Origin of the sequence: Streptomyces sp. NPDC020490, from assembly GCF_044335305.1 — a bacterium.
GTDB lineage: Bacteria > Actinomycetota > Actinomycetes > Streptomycetales > Streptomycetaceae > Streptomyces.
Genome location: NZ_JBIRUY010000001.1, coordinates 614,020 through 635,534, shown reverse-complemented (window position 1 = coordinate 635,534; position 21,515 = coordinate 614,020). Strand labels below are relative to the sequence as shown.

Annotated in this window: 13 protein-coding genes and 1 pseudogene; 12 read left to right on the top strand and 2 right to left on the bottom strand. The window is 74.5% G+C overall.

All coding sequences use genetic code 11. The annotated features are described in order from the left end of the window. Positions 1-177 precede the first annotated feature (177 nt). The 4 genes from lanKC to ACH4ZX_RS02840 all read left to right on the top strand — a co-directional run bounded on the left by lanKC (position 178) and on the right by ACH4ZX_RS02840 (position 6,878). Positions 178-2,760 carry a class III lanthionine synthetase LanKC gene (lanKC, locus tag ACH4ZX_RS02855; RefSeq protein WP_398266382.1) on the top strand — a complete coding sequence of 861 codons (2,583 nt, stop codon included), beginning with the start codon at positions 178-180 and terminating at the stop codon, positions 2,758-2,760. Positions 2,761-2,827: 67 nt separating this feature from the next. Beyond that, positions 2,828-2,941, top strand: a complete 114-nt coding sequence (locus tag ACH4ZX_RS02850) for a SapB/AmfS family lanthipeptide (protein WP_398266379.1) — start codon at positions 2,828-2,830, stop codon at positions 2,939-2,941. Between the two features lie 104 nt (positions 2,942-3,045). Next, positions 3,046-4,752 (top strand): ABC transporter ATP-binding protein, encoded by a 1,707-nt coding sequence (locus tag ACH4ZX_RS02845; protein WP_398266376.1) that lies wholly within the window; start codon positions 3,046-3,048, stop codon positions 4,750-4,752. 260 nt (positions 4,753-5,012) lie between these two features. After that, positions 5,013-6,878, top strand: coding sequence for an ATP-binding cassette domain-containing protein (locus ACH4ZX_RS02840; protein ID WP_398266685.1), 1,866 nt, complete (start codon positions 5,013-5,015; stop codon positions 6,876-6,878). On the opposite strand, the pseudogene ACH4ZX_RS02835 reads toward ACH4ZX_RS02840, so the two are convergent. Beyond that, positions 6,804-7,463 (bottom strand): annotated as a pseudogene (locus tag ACH4ZX_RS02835) (LuxR C-terminal-related transcriptional regulator); the annotation flags it as partial. The gene ACH4ZX_RS02840 and the pseudogene ACH4ZX_RS02835 overlap by 75 nt on opposite strands. 191 nt (positions 7,464-7,654) lie before the next feature. On the opposite strand from ACH4ZX_RS02835, the gene ACH4ZX_RS02830 reads away from it, so the two are divergent. Beyond that, positions 7,655-9,817 (top strand): SpoIIE family protein phosphatase, encoded by a 2,163-nt coding sequence (locus ACH4ZX_RS02830; RefSeq protein ID WP_398266373.1) that lies wholly within the window; start codon positions 7,655-7,657, stop codon positions 9,815-9,817. A gap of 72 nt (positions 9,818-9,889) precedes the next feature. Here the strand turns inward: ACH4ZX_RS02830 and ACH4ZX_RS02825 are convergent, their stop codons facing one another. After that, the gene (locus ACH4ZX_RS02825; RefSeq protein WP_398266370.1) at positions 9,890-11,239 is read right to left on the bottom strand and encodes a S1 family peptidase; all 1,350 of its coding nucleotides are present in this window, start codon (positions 11,237-11,239) and stop codon (positions 9,890-9,892) included. 185 nt (positions 11,240-11,424) lie between these two features. Here ACH4ZX_RS02825 and ACH4ZX_RS02820 point away from each other — a divergent pair, with 185 nt between their 5' ends. From ACH4ZX_RS02820 to ACH4ZX_RS02790, 7 genes are all read left to right on the top strand, one after another. Then, entirely contained in the window at positions 11,425-11,838 is a 414-nt protein-coding gene (locus ACH4ZX_RS02820) for a PaaI family thioesterase (RefSeq protein WP_398266367.1), read from the top strand. Positions 11,839-12,290: 452 nt separating this feature from the next. Then, entirely contained in the window at positions 12,291-12,506 is a 216-nt protein-coding gene (locus tag ACH4ZX_RS02815) for a type A2 lantipeptide (RefSeq protein WP_398266364.1), read from the top strand. Between the two features lie 180 nt (positions 12,507-12,686). Then, on the top strand, positions 12,687-13,493 hold the full coding sequence (locus ACH4ZX_RS02810; protein WP_398266361.1) for an HlyD family efflux transporter periplasmic adaptor subunit: 807 nt from the start codon (positions 12,687-12,689) through the stop codon (positions 13,491-13,493). Beyond that, positions 13,490-15,718 (top strand): NHLP family bacteriocin export ABC transporter peptidase/permease/ATPase subunit, encoded by a 2,229-nt coding sequence (locus ACH4ZX_RS02805; protein ID WP_398266358.1) that lies wholly within the window; start codon positions 13,490-13,492, stop codon positions 15,716-15,718. Before ACH4ZX_RS02810 ends, ACH4ZX_RS02805 begins: the two co-directional genes overlap by 4 nt. A 1-nt stretch (position 15,719) precedes the next feature. Further along, complete coding sequence (locus ACH4ZX_RS02800) at positions 15,720-18,536, top strand: NHLP bacteriocin export ABC transporter permease/ATPase subunit (protein WP_398266355.1); 2,817 nt, start codon at positions 15,720-15,722, stop codon at positions 18,534-18,536. Positions 18,537-18,640: 104 nt separating this feature from the next. Beyond that, entirely contained in the window at positions 18,641-20,143 is a 1,503-nt protein-coding gene (locus tag ACH4ZX_RS02795; protein ID WP_398266352.1) for an MFS transporter, read from the top strand. A 339-nt stretch (positions 20,144-20,482) separates the two neighbouring features. Then, on the top strand, positions 20,483-21,490 hold the full coding sequence (locus ACH4ZX_RS02790) for a Ppx/GppA family phosphatase (RefSeq protein WP_398266349.1): 1,008 nt from the start codon (positions 20,483-20,485) through the stop codon (positions 21,488-21,490). The last annotated feature ends 25 nt before the right edge of the window (positions 21,491-21,515 follow it).

The following is a 21,515-nucleotide window of genomic DNA, read 5'->3' as shown; positions in this document are numbered from 1 at the left end:
TATCCGGCGCCCGCGCAGCCCCCGTGAAGGTTCCGCGGCCGTCCGGCACCCCCGGCACTCGAACAGACCGAACAGGTCTTGACCCGTGCGTATCGCACCGTGCACTCGTGACAGGCGTGACTGTCGGGCCCGCCGGCCGGCTGGAAGTCTCGAGACCGGCCCACCGAGGGGGGATCGATGGACAAGCGGTACGAGGTGTACGCGCTCGCCGACAGACACTTCTACGAGACGCCGGACCGGCTGTCCGCGGCCGGGCAGGACACGGCGCTGTACGAGACGGCCCGTCGCGAGGTGCCCGAGGGCTGGGACGCGGCGCGGAGCGGCGACTGGCTGACACTGACGCCGTCGGCCGCGGACGGGAGCCCGCTCGCGGGCCCGGCGCAGGGCTGGAAGATCCACGCCTCGGCGACCCGGGAGAACGCGGAGCGGATCGCCGGCATCGTGTGGGACTACTGCGTGCCGCGCCGGATCCCCTTCAAGTTCGTGCCGGGTCCGCACCTGCTGCACCTGCGCAACACCAAGTACGCGGGGCGCGACACGAGCGGCAAGTTCGTCACCGTCTACCCGGCCGACGAGGAGCAGCTGCACCTCGTGCTGCGCGAGCTGGGCAGGCTGCTGGAGGGCTTCGAGGGGCCGTACATCCTCACCGACCTGCGCTGGTACGACGGTCCGCTGTACGTCCGCTACGGCGCGTTCGCGCGCACCTACGTCGTGGACGAGCGGGGATCGCTGGTGCTGGCGGTGCGGGACGGCGAGGGGCGGGCGGTGCCGGACCGGCGGGCGCCGTCGTTCCAGGTGCCGGAGTGGGTGACGCTGCCGTCGTTCCTCCAGCCGCATCTTCAGGCCCGCAACACCACGACGGTGGGCGAGCTGCCGTACCGGATCGAGAAGGCGCTGCACTTCTCCAACGGCGGCGGGGTGTACGTGGGCACCGACACCCGGGACGGGCGGAAGGTCGTGCTGAAGGAAGGCCGGCCGCACGCGGGGCTGGCCGCCGACGGGGCCGACGCGATCGCCCGGCTGGAGCGGGAGAAGCAGGCGCTCGAACAGGTGGCGGGCACCGGCGTGGTCCCGGAGGTGCGGGACTGGTTCACGCTGGGCGACCACCGGTTCCTGGTGATGGACTTCCTCGAGGGGCGCCCGCTCAACTCCTACTTCGCCCTGCGTCATCCGCTGCTCTCGCCCGATCCGGACCCGGACGCGGTCGCCGCGTACACGCGGTGGGCGGTGCGCATCCACCGGGCGGTGGAGCGGGCTGTGGAGGCGGTGCACGCGCGCGGGATCGTCTTCAACGACCTGCACGTCTTCAACATCATGGTCGCCCCGGACGAGGAGTCGGTGCACCTGATCGACTTCGAGGCGGCCGCACCGGTGGCGGAGGGCGCCCGGCAGGTCGTCGCCCACCCCGGCTTCTTCGCCCCGCCCGACCGGACCGGCGCCGACGTCGACCGTTACGCGCTGGCGTGCCTGCGGCTCGCCCTGTTCCTGCCGGTCACGACGCTGTTCGTGGTGGACCGCGGGAAGGCGGCGCATCTCGCCGAGGTGATCGCGGAGCAGTTCCCCGACGTGCCCGCCGGCTTCCTGGAGGAGGCCGTCGCGGAGATCACCCGGGGCACGGCCGTGGGGTCGCCGGCGTTCGTGCGACCGGGCGACTGGCCGCACAGCCGGGACTCGATGGTCAAGGCGATCCTCGCCTCGGCCACCCCGGAGCGCGAGGACCGGCTCTTCCCGGGGGACATCGCCCAGTTCTCCGACGGCGGCGGGCTCGGGCTCGCCCACGGCGCGGCCGGTGTGCTGTACGCGCTGGCCCGGGGCGGCGGCGAGCGGTACGAGGAGGGCGAGCGCTGGCTCCTGGCCCGCACCGACCCCGCCCCGCCCGGCACGCCGCTCGGGCTGTACGACGGCCTCGCGGGCGTCGCCCACGTCCTGGACCTGCTCGGTCACCGGCAGCGGGCCCTGGACATCGTCGGGGGCGTCCTCGCCGAGCGGTGGCAGAACCTGTCCTCCGACCTGCACGGCGGCCTCGCCGGGCTGGGTCTGGTCCTCGGGGAACTCGCCCGCCGCACGGGCGAGCCGGAGCTGCGCGAACGGGCGGCCGAGGCCGCGCGGATCCTGGTGCGACGGCTCGGGGAGCCGGCCGCCGAACGGCGGCGGGCGGGACTGCTGCGCGGCGCGAGCGGCCAGGCGCTGTTCCTGCTGCGGCAGTACGAGCTGACCGGCGAGCGGGACCTGCTGGACGCGGCCGCCGTCGCCCTGCGCCGGGACCTGGATCTCTGCGTCGTCCAGAAGAACGGCAACGGCCTGGAGGTCGACGAGGGCTGGCGGACGCTGCCGTACCTCGGCGACGGCAGTGCCGGCGTCGGCATGGTCCTCGACGACTACCTCGCCCACGCCGCCGACGCCGAGTTCGACAAGGCCCGGGCCGGCATCCTGACCGCGGCCACGTCCCGCTTCTACGCGCAGTCCGGGCTCTTCCAGGGCCGCGCCGGGATGATCCTGCACCTCAGCCGCACCACGCACCCGGACGCCACCGACCGGCGCCGCGCCGAGCAGATCGACGCGCTCGGCTGGTACGCGATGGCGTACGAGGGCCAACTGGCCTTCCCCGGCAACCAGATGATGCGGCTGTCCATGGACCTCGCCACCGGAACGGCAGGGTGTCTGCTCGCGCTCGCGGCGGCCCTCGACGGCGAGGCCGAGGCGCACCTGCCGTTCCTGCCGCCCCTGCGGCGGCCCACCGAACGCGGCTCCGCGATCTGACGGAGTCGTGACACAACCCCGTCCCCATCAAGGGATTCAAGGGTCAACCCAGTGAAAGGAAACCCACATGGCACTGCTCGACCTGCAGACGATGGAGTCCGAGGAGCGCACCGACGGCGGCGCGAGCACGGTGAGCCTGCTCTCCTGCGTGAGCGCCGCGAGCGTTCTGGTCTGTCTCTGACGCGACCCAGCGCCTGAGGCTCCGGGCGGTCCGCTCCCGTGGGGAGGGGGCCGCCCGGGGTCCTGCGCGCATTCCTGCGATCCCGGATGCGAGGCCGCGGCCGTATGACCACTCGTGCCGAGGACGGGCACGCCCCCGACGTGATGCGCCCCGCCACCCGCCACAGCGCGGCCCGCTGCGTGGCCCTGTGCCTGGTGAGCGTGGCGGCCACCGGCGGCGGACTGCTGCTGCCGGCCGCGCTCGGCCGGACCCTGGACCTGCTGCTGGCGCACGCCCCGGCGACCGGCTGGGTGCTGGTCTGTGCCGGGCTGGTGCTGCTGCTGGCGCTGCTCGACGCCTGCCAGAGCGTGCTCGCCGGCACCGTCGACGCCCGTACCACGGCCTGGCTGCGCCGCCGGCTGACCGGCCATGTGCTGGCGGTGGGCCCGCGGGCCGCCGACCGTTTCGGCTCCGGCGACCTGGTGGCGCGGCTCGTCGGCAACGCGGCGCAGGCCGGGACGGCTCCGGCCGCCCGGGCGGCGCTGCTCGCCGCGCTCGCCGGCCCGCTCGGGGGGATGGCGGCGCTCGGCCTCATCGACCCGTGGCTGGCGGTGGTGTTCCTCGCCGGGGCGCCCGTGCTCACGCTGCTGCTGCGGGCGTTCACCCGGGACACCACCCGCTGCGTGGCCGACTACCAGCGGGTGCAGGGGCGGATCGCGTCCGCGCTCGCGGAGGCCGTCGCCGGCCACCGCACGGTCCGGGCGGCGGGCACGCAGGACAAGGAGGCGGCACGGGTGCTGCGGCCCCTGCCCGAACTGTCCGACGCCGGGCACCGCATGTGGCGGGTGCAGGGCCGGGCCGCCGCCCGGGCGGTCGCCGTGGCGCCGCTGCTGCAGCTCGGCGTCGTCGCCGTGGCCGGGGTGCTGCTCGTGCGGCACCGGCTGTCGGTCGGCGAGGTGCTGGCCGCCTCCCGGTACGCGGTGCTGGCGACCGGCGTCGGCGTACTGGTCGGGCAGTTCGCGAGCCTGGCCCGGGCCCGGGCGGCCGCCGACCGCCTGGGCGAGGTGCTCGCACAGCCCGCCCCCGTCCACGGCTCGCGCCGGCTGCCGGACGGGCCGGGCCGGCTGGAGCTGCGCGGCGTGACCGCCCGGCGCGGCGGGCGCACCGTGCTCGACGGGGTCGACCTGATCGTGCCGGGCGGGACGACTCTCGCGGTCGTCGGCCGCTCGGGGGCGGGCAAGTCGCTGCTCGCCGCCCTGGCCGGGCGCCTCGCCGATCCCGAGGCGGGCGAGGTCCTGCTGGACGGGGTGCCGCTGCGCGAGCTGACCCACGAGGAGCTGCGCCGGGCGGTCGGCTACGCCTTCGAGCGGCCCGCGCTGCTGGGCGCCACGGTCGCGGACGCGATCGGCCTCGGGCTTGTCTCCCCCTCCCCCGCGCGTATCCGCGAGGCCGCCCGCACGGCCTGCGCCGACGACTTCGTGCGCCGGCTGCCGGACGGGTACGCCACCGCCTGCGCCGACGCGCCCCGCTCCGGCGGGGAGTCCCAACGCCTGGGCCTGGCAAGGGCGTTCGCGCACGACGGGCGCCTGCTGATCCTCGACGACGCGCTCTCCAGCCTGGACACCGTCACCGAGGCCCGGATCACCCGGGCGCTGCTGGACCGCGGCTCGGGCCGCACCCGGCTCCTGGTCGCCCACCGCGCCGCGACCGCGGCCCGCGCGGACACGGTGGCCTGGCTGGACGCGGGCCGGATACGAGCGGTGGGCCCACACGCACGGCTGTGGCGACTGCCGGAGTACCGGGCGGTGTTCGCGGACGGAGCGACGGGATGACGGACGGCGAGGTGACGAACGGCCCGCACGACCAGGTGACGGACGGCCGGGTGACGAATGGCCGGGTGACGGACGGCCGGGCGACGAGCGCCGGGACGGCGACCGGCGAGGTGAGGGACGGCGGGACGGCGACCGGCCGTGTGACGAACGGGGAGACGGCGACCGGCCAAGCGACGAACGGCGGGGCGGCGGGCGGTGGGGTGTGGCCGCGTGGGCTGCGGTTCCTGCGTGCTCGGTGGCGGGTCGTGGCTCGGCTCGGCATGTGGTCGGCGCTGGAGACGGCGCAGACCTTCCTCACCGGCTACGCCCCGGCGCGCGCCCTCGACGCGGGGTTCCTGCGGGGGCGCGCGGACGTCGGGCTCGCCTGGCTCGGTGCGGCCGGACTCGGCGTCGTCCTCGGCGCGTACGGGACGGCGCGCGTCTACGCGGCCGTGGCGGCGCTCGTCGAGCCGTTGCGGGACCGGCTGGTGCGGCGGGTCGTCGAGCGCGGGGTGCGCCGGGCGGACGGCGCGGCGCTGTCGGGGCTCACCCAGCAGGTGGAGATCGCGCGGGACACCTTCGCCGGGCTGGTGATGGTGTCGCGGGCGTTCGTGTTCACGGCCGCGGGCGCGCTCGTCGGCCTGTTCTCGCTCGCCCCCGTGCTGCTGCTGGTCGTCGGGCCTCCGCTGGCGGCCGGTGTGGCCCTGTTCGCGGCGACGCTGCGCCCGCTGGCTCGGCGGCAGGAGGCGTTCCTGGCCGCCGACGAGGCCCTCGCCGCCCGGCTGGGCGAGGTCTGCCCCGGGCTGCGGGACATCACGGCGACGGGAGCACAGGCGCGGATCGCCGCCGACACCGGCACGCGGGTGGAGGCCGAGCTGCGGGCCGCCCGCTCCCTCGCCCGCTTCGGCGTGCTGCGGGTGGCGTCCCTCGCGGTCGGCGGCCAGCTGCCGATCGTGCTGCTGCTCGCCGCGGCGCCCTGGCTGCTGGCGCACGGCGTGACCACGGGCGCCCTGGTCGGCGCGCTCGCCTACGTCACCCAGTCCCTGCTGCCCGCCCTGCGCAACCTGGTCCACGGTCTGGGCACCAGCGGCTCCCGTCTGACGGTGGTCCTGCGCCGGCTGACGACACCCGACGTCCGCGACGCGCCCGATGACGGCCGTGTCACCCGCGGTGACGGCCACGGCGCCCCCGACGGCCCTGCCGCCCCCGGCGCACACGCGGGCTCCGGCCGCGCCGGCAGCACCGTGCCCGTCCCCGCCCCCGCACCTGCCCCCGCCCTCACCCTCTCCTCCGTCGCCTTCGCCTACGGCCCCCGCGCCGCGCCGGTGATCGACGGCCTCGACCTCGAGCTGCCCGCCGGCTCCCACCTGGCCGTCGTCGGGCCCAGCGGAATCGGCAAGTCCACGCTCACCGCCCTGGTCGCGGGGGTGCTGGCGCCGAGCCGCGGCACGATCCGCGTGCTCGGGCATCCGGTGCCCTCGGCGGCGGCCGCGGCCCGGCGGGTGCTCATCCCGCAGGAGGCGTACGTGTTCACCGGCACCCTGGCCGACAACCTCGGGCACCTGCGCCCGCGGCCGGTGCCCGAGCGCGAACTGCTCGCGGCGGCCGACGCGGTCGGGCTCACGCCGCTCGTCGAGGCGCTCGGCGGCCCCGGCGCCGAGGTGGACCCGGCCGCGCTGTCCGCCGGCGAACGCCAGCTGATCGCGCTGGCCCGCGCCTACCTGTCGCCCGCCCCGCTCGCCCTGCTCGACGAGGCCACCTGCCATCTGGATCCGCCGGCCGAGGAACGCGCGGAACGCGCCTTCGCGGGCCGGCCGGGCGGAACGCTGGTCGTGGTCGCCCACCGCATCAGCTCGGCCCGCCGCGCGGACCGCGTGCTCGTGATGGACGGCCGGGAGACGGCGTACGGGACCCATGACGAGCTGCTGCGCTCCTCGGACCTGTACCGCGAGCTGGTCGGCAGCTGGGGGCCGGCGCCGGACGGCCGGTCACAGCCAGCCCTCTCCCCGGGATATGCGGATGGCGTCGATGCGGTTGCGGGCGCCGGTCTTGCGCGTGATGGCCGCCATGTAGTTGCGCACGGTCCCGTGCGACAGGTGGAGGCTTCCGGCGATCTCCGCGATGGAGGCCCCCGCGGCGGCGAGTGACAGCACGCTCAGCTCCCGCCGGGTCAGCGGCATCTCGGCGGCCTTGAGGAAGCCGAAGCCGAGCGAGTCGTCGACGAAACGTTCCCCTCGGGCGACCCGCCGTATGCCGTGCACCAGGCGGTGCGGCGAGCCGCCCTTGTCGACGTAGCCGAGCGCGCCCGCCTCGGCCGCCCGCTTCAGCAGACCGGGCCGGTGCGCGCTGGCGAGCACGAGCAGGTTCGGGGCCGGCCGGCCCGGCAGCCCCGGGCGCAGGTCCGCGAGCGGCGGCGGGGCGGCGGAGTCCGAGGCTTCCAGGTCCGCCGCGCACACCTCGGGCCGCAGGGCCCGCACCCGCCCCGGGGCGCTGTGCCACGGCGCTTCCTCCACCGCCAGGTCGGGTTCCCTTCGTAACCACTCCGCCAGGATCGATCGCACCAGACACGCGTCGTGCACCAGAAGTACCCGGATCACTGCCGTCCCTTCAGCCTGCCGTCGCCGGTTTAGCGGTGTTGAGTGCGTGCCCCATTGTTGGCGTTCATGACAGTCTTCAGGAACGCAGAACCGGCCATCGGGGTGCGCGGGGGCGCGAACGTGGCGCGCGCGCATCTCGGCACGCATCGACTGAGGGGGCATGGGTCGGGGCCTTCGGGGTACGGCGGCGGATTCACTGCGTGGCGGGCACCCGTGTGCCGGTAACCTGCCGGTCACCTGCCGACCGGATCGCTCGCACCGTGCGCGTCCGGACGTCGCGAGGGAGATTCGAGGCTGGACCCCGTCGCCCGGCCGTGTGCGAGGAGGTGGTCGGTGTGTCCGACGGGCGGGCGCCCGCGCCGGCGTCGACGAGGACACGGGTGGGCCGCCCGCTGCTCTCCCTGGCGCTGGCGTCGATGATGGACGAGGTCCACGCGCACTCCGGCGCGGTGTACCTGCTGGCGGCCGACGCGCCGGTGCTGGAGATGGCGGTGATGGCGGGGCTGCCCCGGGCGTTCGCCGCGCCGTGGGAGCGGGTGGGACTGAACGCGCCGATCCCGATGGCCGAGGCCCTGCGCGAGCGCCGGCTGGTCTGGGTGGGCAGTGAGGAGGAGATGGCGCGCCGCTATCCCCGCATCTCCGTGGTGCTGCCCTATCCCTTCGCGCTCGCCGCGGTGCCGGTGGCCACCGCGGCCAGGCCCTACGGCGCGCTGTTCCTGATCTGGCCCGGCTCGCGCACGCCGGAGCTGACCGAGCGGGACCGCAACCACCTGACCGCGTCCTGCGACCGGCTGGCGACGCGGCTGGAGCGGGCCCTGAAGGAGAGCCGCCCGCTGCCCGCGGAGCCCGACCTGCTGGCCGCCCCGACGAGCGCGGTCGCCGAGACGCTGGGCACGGTGGAGGCGGCGCGGATGGCGGCGCGGCTGCCGTACGGGCTGTGCTCCCTGGACCTGCACGGGCGGGTCCGCTACGCCAACGCGGCGGCGGCCGAGCTGATCGGCGTCCCGGTCGGCGCCCTGCTCGGCGCGCAGTTATGGGCGGCGGTGCCCTGGCTCGACGACCCGGTGTACGAGGACCGGTACCGGGCCGCGCTGTTCAGCCGGCACAGCACGTCGTTCCTGGCGCTGCGCCCGCCCGGCGACTGGCTCTCGTTCCGGCTCTACCCCGGCAGGACGGGGCTCAGCCTGCGCATCACCCGGGCGCGGGCCGTGGCGGAGACGAACCGGCCCGGTCCGCGGACCGGGCACGCCCCGCCCCGGCTGGTCACCATCTCGCAGGTGCTCTCGCTGGCCGGCGCGCTCACCGAGGCGGCGGGCGTGCGGGACGTGGTGCGGGTCGTGGCGGAGGAGATCGCGCCCGCCGTGGGCAGCCAGGCCCTGGCCGTGCTCGGCTCCCGGGCGGGCCGGCTGCACGTGCTGGGGCAGCACGGCCACCGGAAGGCGGATCTCGCGGAGCGGTTCGAGGCAGTGCCGCTGAGCGAGCGGGCGCCGGGCGCGCAGGCGCTGAACACCGGCGTGCCCGCGTTCTTCGAGTCCCGGGAGGACCTGGAGCGTCTGTACCCGGCGCGGTACGCGGCACCGGAAGGTTTCGGGGCGTGGGCGTACCTGCCGCTGATCGCCTCCGGGCGTCCGGTGGGCGTCTGCGTGCTCTCCTACGCCGGGCCGCACCCTTTCCCCCCGGACGAGCGGGCGGTCCTCACCAGCCTGGGCGGGCTGATCGCGCATGCCCTGGAGCGCGCCCTGCTGTACGACGCCAAGCACCGGCTGGCGCACGGTCTGCAGCAGGCGCTGCTGCCGCGCTCGTTGCCGCCGCTGCCCGGCGTCGAGGCCGCCGCGCGCTACCTGCCCGCCACCAAGGACATGGACATCGGCGGCGACTTCTACGACCTGATGCCGACCCCGGGCGGGGCGGCGGCGGTGATCGGGGACGTACAGGGGCACAACGTCACCGCGGCCGGGCTGATGGGGCAGATCCGTACCGCCGTACGGGCGTACACGGCCGTCGGCCAGGCGCCCGGGGATGTCGTGCGCAGCACCGACCGGCTGCTGATCGACCTGGGCGCCGACCTGTTCGCCAGCTGTCTGTACCTCCGGCTCGATCCGGCGGACGGGCGCGCCGTGATGGCCCGCGCGGGCCATCCGCCGCCCCTGCTGCGGGAGCCGGACGGCCGGGTGCGGGTTCTCGACCTGGCCGGCGGTCCGCTGCTGGGCGTCGACGGCTCGGCCGGCTACCCGGCGACGGAGGTGGACCTCGCCCCCGGTTCGGTGCTGGTCCTGTACACCGACGGTCTGGTCGAGTCGCCCGGTGTCGACATCGACACCGCCCTCACCACCCTGGGGCGGGAGCTGGCACGGGCGGGCGACCGGCCTCTGGAGGAGCTGGCCGACCATCTGCTCCAGCACAGCGCGGCGGCGCGGGAACGACTGGACGACGTGGCGCTGCTGCTGCTCCGGACGAAGGGGCGGCCGACGCCGCCGGGCGGTGCGTGACACGGCGTGGTCCGGCCCTCCCGCCGAAGGGCCGGACCGTCCACTGTCGGCCGGAACCGCGGGTGAGGCCGATCAGTGGGTCTCGGTGAGCTGCGAGCCGTCCCCGGCCGCGGCGCCGGACTGGTCACCGGCACCGGACTGGTCACCGGCACCGGACTGACCGGCGGCGCCGGACGGGTCGGCGGCCGTCGCGGACGGGTCGGCCATCCCGCCGCCGACCGCGTCGCCGCCGCCCGCCTGGTCACCGGCGCCCGCGCCGGCTCCCGCACCGGCGTCGCCGAGGGTCGCGCCGGTCGCCTGGAGTGCGGTGGTGACGGGCTGGAAGAAGGTCTCGCCGCCGGTCGTGCAGTCGCCGCTGCCGCCGGAGGTGAGACCGATCGCGCTGCCGTCCTGCGTGAAGAGGGAGCCGCCGCTGTCGCCGGGCTCGGCGCAGACGTCGGTCTGGATCAGGCCGGTGACGGTGTCCACGCCGTTCGGGTCGGTCTCGCTCTGGAAGTTGACGGTGGCGTCGAGGCCGGTGACCGTGCCGTCGTGCAGGCCGGTGGTGCTGCCCATCCGGAAGACCTGTGCGCCGACGGTGGCCTCGGCGGCCTTGGCGATCTGGACCGTCTGCCCGCCGCCGACGTTGACCTCGCTGGCGGCCTGGGTGTTCGGGTCGTCGTACTTCACCAGGGAGAAGTCGCCCTCGCCGGGGAAGGTGGCCTGGTCCACGGTGGCGATGGGCTGACCGGTCTGGGAGTCGGACCACTGTGCCGCCGCCACTCCGCAGTGACCGGCGGTCAGGAAGGCGGGGCTGCCGTCGCTCGCGGTGACGTTGAAGCCGAGGGAGCAGCGGACGGTGCCGCCGCCGGCCTGGGCGAAGATGGCGTCGCCACCCGACACGAAGGTCTTGAACGTCCCGGCGGACTTCTTCAGCGTCGCCATGCCCGAACCGAGGCTCTGCACGGTGGACTCGACCTTGTCCCACTTGGCACCGGTGACCGTGCTGTCGGCGGTGACCACGATCTTGTTCGTCTTCGGGTCGACGGCCCAGGCGGTGCCGGGGATGGTCGCGTCGGCCTTCAACGTCTGTGCTCCGGCCTGGAGTTCGGCGAGGCTGTTGTCGACCTCGCGGACCGTGGCGCCCGCCTTCTTCGCCTGGACGACCGCGTTGTTGCCGTCGCCGGATATGACGTTGACGACGAGCTGCTTGCTGCCGGCGTCGTAGTAGGAGCCCGCGAAGGCGTCGCCGAGCATGCTCTGCAGCCGCGAGGCGAGATCCGAGGCGTCCGCCGCCTTCAGGGTCTTGGGGGCGGCGGCGCCGTTCGAGGCGCCGTCCTGGGACGCGTTGGCGTTCGGCAGCAGGATGGCGGCCGCACCGAGCGCCACGACACTGCCCGCCGCGATCGCGGCCTTGCGCTTCGGAATTCGCTTGTGACTCAAACTTCTCGACCTCCTGAGGGACCGGAGTCCGTGCCGCCGTTCGGCAGCTGTTCGGGGCGCCTGGATGGCTGTTGGTACGCACGGGTCGAGCGGGGCGTTCAATTCCGTTTGCCGGCGCGGGGCGCACCATGCCGAATCGGCCACCGGCCTCATCCCGCCGGGCCGCGTCGGGAACAATCCCCCATATGACGATGAGCACGGCCGAGGCCGACAAGATCCTCACTGACAATTTCGCCCCATGGGTCCTCGAACTCGCACTGAGCGTGGAGGCGTTGGGCGACGACCGGGCGATCCTGCGGCTGCCCTGGTCGCAGCGGCTGGCGAGGGAGGGCGGCGGCCTGTCGGGGCAGGCGCTGATGGCGGCGGCGGACACGGCGACCGTGATCGCGGTGTCGGCCGCGCGGGGGGCCTTCGTGCCGATGACGACGGTCCAGCAGTCGACGTCGTTCCAGCGGGCGGTGACGGGCTCGGATGTCCTGATCGAGGCGGTCCTCACCAAGCTGGGCCGGCGCATGGCGTTCGCCGACATCACCATGACCGACGAGGCGTCCGGCGAACTCGCGGCGCGCGCGAGCACGGTCTACGCCCTCCTCGGCTGACACGATCCGCACCCGGCACGTCACTCTCCGTCCGTCATCGGCGGCGGAATCGTGGCTTCAGCGAATCTGCACAGCGAATGCCCGAGCGGGGCACGGCGTGCGGAGGATCTGCACACCCCGGCAGTCCTCCGCACGCCGTTGGTGCGGGAGTGCCGGATTCGGCTCCGCGGCCGCAAGTCCTGGCGCGCGACGATGGCGTGACGGCTGTGAAGAAGTCGCCACCGAGCCGTGCGCGCGCCCTCACGGAATGCGCCGCCTGTGCGGCAAGTGCCCTGGTGGGACGGGTGGTTGATTGGAGGCCCGGCGCCGCCGCGTGCTTTGATCCATCGCACCGCGGGGGCCGCGAACGGCTCCCGGAAACGGGCGTCCGGCGCCCGCGGTCGCGGCCGTTCATCTGTCCCCAGAGGGGCCGCTCCCCCTTGTGAAACATCCATAGGAAGGGAAGTTCCGCCATGAACTCCACCCCCCAGGTCGACACCGTCGAGATTTCCGACGCCGAGCTCGACAACGTCTCCGGCGGCCTGTCCGTGCACGCCGTCAACACCGTCACCGGTGCGGTCAACGGCATCGCCCCGGTCTCCGGCCTGGTCGACACGGCCATCGGCACCGTCGAGGGGGTCACCGGCCTGAACACCGCCCCGGTGACGAACCTGGTCGCCGGTCTCTGACCGCACCCTTCGTGCCGCTGGGTCCCGGAGCCACTCCCCGGCTCCGGGGCTCCCGGACGCCCTGAACCGTTCACGGCTGACACCGTTCGCAGTTGGCACCGTTCACGGCTGACCCCGTCCACAGCTGACACCGCTTACGGCCGACACCGTTCACCGCTGACCAGGTGAGGGAAAGGACCCGTGCAGTTCCGCCGACAGGCCCTCGCCAGACTCCAGTCGCCCGAGGAGCTCGACCTCCCGGTGCGCCTCGCCCGCCCGCAGGGCTGGCTCGTGCTGTCCGTGACGGTGGCCGCGATGGCCGCCGCCGCCGTGTGGGCGGTGACCGGCTCGGTCGCCTCCACGGTCGGCGCGCCCGGCGTCCTCACCCACGGCGAGGGCAGTTACGTCCTGCAGAGCCCCGTCGCCGGCCAGGTCACCGCCGTCCTCGCCGAACAGGGCGAACGGCTGCCGGCCGGCTCCCCCGTGCTGAAGGTCCGCACCGGCCGGGGCGACGCCGTCGTCCGCACGGTCGCCGCCGGCCGGATCACCGCGCTCGCCGTCACCATCGGCCAGATCGTCCGGACCGGGGCGGACGTCGCCGCCGTGGAGAAGGTCGCCCGCGCGGGCGACCCGCTGTACGCCACGGTGTACGTCCCGGCCGAGAACGCGGCCTCCGTCCCGGCGAACGCCCCCGTCGACCTCACCGTGCAGTCCGTGCCGGCCCAGCGGTACGGCGTACTGCGCGGCCACGTGGCATCGGTCGGCCGTTCCGCGCAGTCGGCGCGGCAGATCGCCGCGTTCCTCGGCGACAGCCAGCTGGGCGAGCAGTTCACCAGGAAGGGAAGGCCGGTGGCCGTGCTGGTCCGGCTGGACAGGTCGTCCGGCACGAAGAGCGGTTACCGGTGGTCGTCCGCGGACGGGCCGCCGTACCGCCTCGACTCGATGACCCTGGCCTCCGGTTCGATCCGGCTGGCCGGGCAGCGTCCCGTCGACTGGCTGCTGCCGTGAGCACCGCACACCGGGCCCGGACCCGGAGCAGACGCCGGGCCGCCCCGCCCGGGCCCCCGGCGCCCAAGGGCGGGCCGAGGACCGTCCGCACGCCGACCGTGCTGCAGATGGAGGCGGTCGAGTGCGGCGCGGCCTCCCTCGCCATGGTGCTCGGCCACTACGGCAGGTTCGTGCCGCTGGAGGAACTGCGCATCGCCTGCGGCGTCTCCCGCGACGGCTCGCGCGCCAGCAACCTGCTGAAGGCGGCGCGCGGTTACGGTCTGACGGCCAAGGGCATGCAGATGGACACCGCCGCCCTCGCCGAGGTGCGCACGCCGGCCGTCCTGTTCTGGGAGTTCAACCACTACGTCGTCTTCGAGGGGCTGGGCCGCCGCTTCGGCCGCCGCGGGGCGTATGTCAACGACCCCGCCAAGGGCCGCCGTTTCGTGCCCATGGAGGACTTCGACGGCAGCTTCACCGGCGTCGTGCTGGTGATGGAGCCGGGCGCGGACTTCACCAGGGGCGGCCGCAGGCCCGGCGTCCTCGGCGCGATGCCGGCCCGGCTGCGCGGCACGGCGGGCACGATGCCGGCCGCGGTGCTGGCCAGCCTGCTGCTGGTCGTGGTCGGCGCTGCGGTGCCCGCGCTGAGCCGCACCTACATCGACACGTTCCTGATCGGCGGTCAGACCTCGCTGCTGGGCGTGCTGTTCGCGTCGATGGGCGGGTGCGTGCTGCTCACTATCGTGCTCACGTGGCTGCAGCAGGCGAACCTGCTGCGTGGCCGGATCATCTCCTCCACCCTCTCCAGCGCCCGTTTCCTGCGCCATCTGCTGCGGCTGCCGGTGACGTTCTTCGCCCAGCGCAGCCCGGCCGACCTGGTGCAGCGCCTGCAGTCCAACGACCAGGTGGCCGAGACCCTGGCCCGCGACCTCGCGGCGGCGGGCGTGGACGCCGTGGTCGTCGTGCTCTACGCGGTGCTGCTCTACACCTACGATCCGCAGCTGACGTATGTCGGCGTCGGCGTCGCGCTGCTGAACGTGGTCGCCATGCGGGTGGTCGTACGGCTGCGCGCCACCCGCACGGCGAAGCTGCGCGCCGACACCGCCCGGCTGACCAACACCGCTTACACAGGACTGCAGTTGATCGAGACGATGAAGGCGACCGGCGGTGAGGACGGTTACTTCCGCAGGTGGGCGGGGCAGCACGCGACCACGCTGGAGGAGCAGCAGCGGCTCGGTGTGCCGAGTGCCTGGCTGGGTGTGGTCGCGCCGACCCTGGCGTCGCTGAACAGCGCGCTGATCCTGTGGATCGGCGGTCTGCGGGCCGTCGAGGGCGGCATCTCGATCGGTCTGCTGGTCGCCTTCCAGGCGCTGGTGACCCGCTTCACCGCGCCGATCACCCGGCTGAACGGCGTCGCGGGCCGTATCCAGGACTTCGCCGCCGACGTGGCCCGGCTGAAGGACGTGGAGAACTTCCGGGCCGACCCGCTGTACGGCCGTCCCGGCGCGGGCGGTTCGACGCGCCGCCTGGACGGTCACGTCGAGCTGGAGAACGTCACCTTCGGCTACAGCCCGCTCGACAAGCCGCTGCTCTCCGGTTTCGACCTGACGGTCGGCCCGGGGCGGCAGGTGGCGCTGGTCGGCGGCTCGGGCAGCGGCAAGTCGACGGTGTCCCGGCTGATCGCGGGCCTGTACGCGCCCTGGGAGGGTGTCATCCGCATCGACGGGCAGCGGCTGGAGGACATTCCGCGCGGCGCGCTCGCGGCCTCGGTGTCCTTCGTCGACCAGGACGTGTTCCTGTTCGAGGGCTCGGTCCGCGACAACGTGGCGCTGTGGGACCCGTCGATCCCCGACGAGGCGGTGGTGGAGGCGCTGCGGGACGCGGCGCTGTACGACGTGGTCATGCGGCGCCCCGGCGGCATCCACGGCCGGGTCGAGCAGGACGGCCGCAACTTCTCCGGCGGGCAGCGCCAGCGCCTGGAGATCGCGCGGGCCCTGGTGCGCGGGCCGAGCATCCTGGTGCTGGACGAGGTGACGAGCGCGCTGGACGCGGAGACCGAGCTGGTGGTGATGGACAACCTGCGCAGGCGCGGCTGTGCCTGCGTGGTGATCGCGCACCGGCTGAGCACCGTGCGCGACAGCGACGAGATCGTCGTGCTCCAGCACGGCACGGTCGTGGAGCGCGGCCGGCACGAGGAGCTGGTGGCGCGGGGCGGCGCGTACGCGGCGCTGGTGAGGGAGCGGTGAGATGACGGCCGTGGGCGAAGGCGACCTGGTTCTCGGCGCGCTCGGCAGCACGGGCACGCGGATCGACTGCCCGGGGCCGGGCGGGCTCGACCTCGAGGGCCCGCAGGTGCTGTGGCTGGTGGCGGCGGGCGCCCTGGACCTGTTCGCGGTGGACGCGGACCGGCAGGGCCACTGGCACCACCTGGGCCGTCTGGAGGCGGGCTCGCTGCTGCTGGGACCGGTGGCCGGTCCGCGGCACACGCTGGTGGCACGGCCGTTGCGCGACTGCGTGGTGCACCGGATCGGGCTGCGTGAGCTGTACCGGCCCGCGCACACGCAGACTTGGTCGTACGACGAGTACGGCAATCCCCAGTACGTGCCGCCGCGGTCGAGCCCGCTGGAGCACGCCCTCGCCCTGGGCGTCGGCCGCAGCCTGTCGATCCTGTTCCAGGCGCCGACGGCGGCGGAGCCGGCCGCACCGGCGAACGACGACGACGTGTTCTGGATGCAGGTGCCGCCGGGCAGCGTGCAGTACGGGTCGCTGTACGGCGCCGAGGCCGCCGCCGACCTGCTGATGGACCCGGCGGTGTGGCAGAGCATGGTGGACCAGCAGTACCGGCTGCTGACCACGCTGGACCGGTGGATCGAGGAACTGGGGCGCACCCACGAGAGCCGCACGGCCGCCGGCATCAGGGCCGGTGAGGCCGTGCGCGCGCAGGCCGACCGGACCCTGCTCGCCGCCATCGGCAGGCGCCCGGCCACGCGCGCCACGCCCGCCGACGCGGACGCCACCTACGCGGCGTGCGCGCTGGTCGCCCGGGCGGCCGGGATCACGCTCGCCGACCCGCCGCCGGCCGGCACGGGCGGCGACCGGCTCGACCCGGTCGAGCGGATCGCGCTGGCCTCCCGCGTCCGCACCCGGGCCGTACGGCTGGACGGCCGCTGGTGGCGGGACGACGTCGGCCCGCTGGTGGGCCACCGGGCGCTGTCCGGGGCGCCGGTCGCGCTGCTGTGGCGGCGCGGCGGCTATGTGGCGGTGCATCCGGCGACCGGCCGGGAGACGCCGGTCGAGAAGGCCAACGCGGCGGAGTTCGAACCGCGTGCGGTGATGTTCTACCGGCCGCTGCCCGACCGGGCGCCGAGCCCGCTGCGGCTGCTGTGGTTCGGCCTGCGCGGCACCGGCCGTGATCTGGCCGGCCTGCTGGCCGCCGGGCTGGTGACGGTGGCGATCGGCGCGCTGGTGCCCATCGCGACGGGCAAGGTGCTCGGCGAGTTCGTGCCGAAGGCGCAGACGCGTCTGATCGGGCAGGTGTGCCTGGCGGTGATGGTGGCCGGCGTGGTGGCGGCGGCCTTCATGCTGCTGGAGAACCTCACCCTGCTGCGCCTGGAGGGCCGGATCGAGGCCACCCTGCAACCGGCCGTCTGGGACCGGCTGCTCAGGCTTCCGACGACGTTCTTCACCGAGCGCTCGACCGGTGAACTGGCGAGCGCGGCGATGGGCGTCAGCGCGATGCGCAGGCTGCTGGCGGGCGTCGGTCCGGTCGTCGCCCAGTCGGTGACGGTCGGCGCGATGAACCTGGCGCTGCTGCTGTGCTACAGCGTCCCGATGGCGCTGGCGGCGATCGGCATGCTCGTCGTCATCGCCGCTGTGTTCCTGGGGCTGGGGCTGTGGCAGGTGCGCTGGCAGCGGCGGCTGGTGGTGCTCACCAACAAGCTGAACAACCAGGCGTTCCAGACGCTGCGCGGTCTGCCGAAGCTGCGGGTGGCGGCGGCCGAGAACTACGCCTACGCCGCCTGGGCCGAGCGGTTCGCGCGCAGCCGGGAGCTGCAGCAGCGGGTGGGCCGCATCAAGAACCTGACGACCGTGCTGGGCGCGGTGTACCTGCCGCTGTGCAGCCTGCTGATGTTCATGCTGCTGGCGGGCCCGGCGCGCGGGACGATGTCGGCGGCCGCGTTCCTCGCCTTCAACACCTCGGTGACCATGCTGCTGACCTCGGTCACGCAGCTGACCGGCGCGTTCGTGTCGGCGGTGGGCGCGCTGCCGTTGTTCGAGGAGATCCGGCCGGTGCTGGAGGCGACGCCGGAGGTGCGCTCGGGATCCACCCGCCCGGGCCCGCTGTCGGGGGCGATCGAGGCCCGGCGGCTGTCGTTCCGGTACGCGGACGACGGGCCGCTGGTCCTCGACGACGTGTCGTTCGAGGTGCGCCCGGGCGAGTTCGTGGCCATCGTCGGCCCCAGCGGCTGCGGCAAGTCGACGCTGCTGAGGCTGCTGATCGGCTTCGACAGGCCGGTGTCCGGCAGCGTGCTGTACGACGGCCAGGACCTGGCGGCGCTCGACCGGTCGGCGGTGCGCCGGCAGTGCGGTGTGGTGCTCCAGCACGCGCAGCCGTTCACCGGTTCCGTCCTGGACGTCATCTGCGGCACCGAGCCGTACACGCCGGAGGAGGCGATGGCGGCGGCCGCGCTGGCGGGGCTCGCGGAGGACATCGAGCGGATGCCGATGGGCCTGCACACGATCGTCTCGGGCAGCGGCGCCGTCTCCGGCGGCCAGCGTCAACGCCTCATGATCGCGCAGGCGTTGATCCGCCGGCCGCGCATCCTGTTCTTCGACGAGGCGACCAGCGCCCTGGACAACGAGACGCAGCGCACGGTGATCGAGTCCACCAAGGCCCTCAATGCCACCCGGATCGTCATCGCGCACCGCCTGTCGACGGTGCTGGACGCCGACCGGGTCATCGTGATGGAGGACGGCAAGGTCGCCCAGCAGGGTCCGCCCGCGCGACTGCTCGCGGACACCGGCGGGCGGCTGCACGAACTGGTGCGCCGCCAGATGGCGTGAGGACGCCCGGATAGCGAAACGTTGCCGTTTCGAGGAGCGTGTTCTAAGCTCGCGGTGTACGAAACCGTTTCGTTTATGTCCCTTCGCCCTGGAGTGGTTCTCCCATGTCCCAGAAGACACTCGCCGAAGACACCCCAACGGGTGCCGCGCAGGCACGGCAAGCGGCGTCGGCGAGGCGCTGGTGGATCCTCGCCGTCGTCGCCGTGGCCCAGCTGATGGTGGTGCTGGACGCGACGATCGTGAACATCGCCCTGCCCTCGGCCCAGGCCGACCTCGGCTTCTCCGACGGCAACCGGCAGTGGATCGTCACCGCGTACGCGCTGGCCTTCGCCTCGCTGCTGCTGCTCGGCGGCCGTATCGCCGACCTGTTCGGCCGCAAGACGGCCTTCCTGGCGGGTGTGGTCGGCTTCGCCGCCGCCTCCGCGCTGGGCGGTGCGGCAGGCGGCTTCGGGATGCTGGTGGCCGCGCGCGCCCTGCAGGGGGCCTTCGGCGCGCTGCTCGCGCCCGCCGCGCTGTCGCTGCTGAACACCACGTTCACCGACGCGCGCGAGCGCGCCCGCGCGTTCAGCGTGTACGGCGCCATCGCCGGCGCCGGCGGCGCGATGGGCCTGCTGCTCGGCGGGCTGCTCACCGACGCGCTCGACTGGCGCTGGACGCTGTACGTGAACGTCGTCATCGCCGTCGTCGCCTTCGCGGGCGGCTGGCTGCTGCTGTCCAACCACCGGGACGCCGCCGGATCGAAGCTGGACGTGCCCGGCACGGTGCTGGTCGCAGGCGGTCTGTTCAGCGTCGTCTACGGCTTCTCCAACGCCGAGACGCACGACTGGGGCTCGCCGCTGACCTGGGGGTTCCTGATCACGGGCGGGCTGCTGCTGGCCGCCTTCGCCGGGTGGCAGACGCGCGCCGCGCACCCGCTGCTGCCGCTGCGCATCCTGCTCGACCGCAACCGCGCCGCCTCGTTCCTGGCCGTGCTGATCTCCGGCGCCGGCATGTTCGGGGTGTTCCTCTTCCTCACCTACTACCTGCAGCTCAACCTCGGCTTCAGCCCCACCGAGACCGGTCTGGCGTTCCTGCCGATGGTCGGCGCGCTGATGGTGACCGCCCAGCTGGGCACCATCGTGCTGGTGCCGCGGATCGGGCCGAAGGCCGTCGTCCCGCTGGGCTTCGCCGTCGCCGCCGCGGGCATGGCCTGGCTGACCGGGATCGGCATCGGCTCCAGCTACGTGAGCGCCGTGCTGCCGCAGCTCGTCGTCACCGGCGTCGGCCTCGGTCTGGTGATGCCGCCGGCCATGCAGCTGGCGACCGGCGGCGTGGCGCCCGAGGACGCGGGCGTGGCGTCCGCGACGGTCAACGCCATGCAGCAGGTGGGCGGCTCGATCGGCACGGCGCTGCTGAACACGCTCGCCGCGAGCGCCGCGACCGACTACCTCGCCGGCAAGGACGCGGCCGGCAAGCTGGTCCGGGCCCAGGCGACGATCGAGAGCTACACCACCGCCTTCTGGTGGTCGGCGGGCCTGTTCGCCGCCGGCGCCGTGATCACCCTCCTGCTCTTCCGCCGCGGTGTGCCGCGGCAGGACGCGGACGCGGCCCCCGTCGTCCACATGTGACCGATCGGGAGGTGAGCCGCCCGGGTCCGAGGGGCCGCCGTCCGCTGGGCACTTTCGCAGGGCACTTTCCGGCGGACGGCGGCCCCTCGCCGCTGCCGGGAAGCGTCTCGGCCTCTTTTCACCGGCCCCGGCGCGGTCGTTCTCCTTCGGCGGCGGCCGCCGCCCGGGAGTACCGGGGCGGGCGTTCGCCCAGGGTGGGCGGCGTCCGCGGCGGCCCGCCGTCCGGGTGGCGGGGCCCGCGCCGCCCGCGTGCGGGGCCCGGCCGGTTTCCTGCGGCCGGGGCCCCGGCGCGGCGCCCGGCCCGCGTGGGACCGGCGGGAAGTGGGTACACGCGGGCCCATGCGAATCAGCGTGGTGGATGTGGGGTCGAACACGGTCCGGCTGGTTGTGGCGGACGCGGAGGCCGGAGTACCGCTGCCGGTCCACACCGCCAAATGGCGACTGCGGCTGGCCGAGCAGGTGAAGCCGGGCGCCGCCATTCCCGGGGAGGCCGTCGAGCGCCTGGCCGAGGCCGTCGCCGACGCGAGCCGGACCGCTGCCCGCTGGGGTGCGGCGGGCCCCCTGGCGTTCGCGACCGCGGTCGTGCGCAACGCGCCCAACCGCGAGGAGGTGCTGCGCACCGTCCGCGGCCGGACCGGCGTCGCGCTGTGCACCCTGCCGGGGGAGGTCGAGGCCGAGCTGACGTTCCTGGGCGCCCGGCGCTGGATGGGCTGGCGTTCGGGGCCGCTCGCGCTGCTGGACATCGGCGGCGGTTCGCTGGAGGTGGCCTTCGGACGCGGCCGGCTTCCCGACTTCGTGGCCTCGCTGCCGCTCGGCGCGGCCCGGCTGACCCATGAGTTCTTCGCGGACCAGGACCCGCCGTCGCCCGAGATGGTACGGGCGCTGCGGCGCCGGGTCCGGCACCAACTGCGGGACGTGGCGGCGCGGATCCGCTGGGAGGGCCCGCGCACCGCGGTGGTCACCTCGCGCACGTTCCAGCAGCTGGGGCGGTTGTGCGGGGCCGCGCCCGGGCGGCACGGCCCGTTCGAGGAGCGGCGCATGGACCGCGCGGCGCTGCGGGAGGCGGTCGGCAGGCTGGCGGCCCTGCCCGCCGCCGAACGCGCCCGGCTCCCCGGCATCTCCGCGCCGCGCGCGGCGCAGAGCCTGGCCGGCGCGGTGGTCGGGCACACGGCGATGAAGCTGACCGGGATCAGGGCGGTCACCGTCTGCCCGTGGGCGATACGTGAGGGTGTGCTGCTGCGGCACATCGAGGACGGGGCGTCGTGGTGGGCGGAGATCACCCGTCTCAACGAGTCGCCGGCTCCCCCGGAGCCCGTTCCGCTGCGCATCGCGACCGCCAGGAACTGACCGAAGGAGAAGGAGGCACCACCCC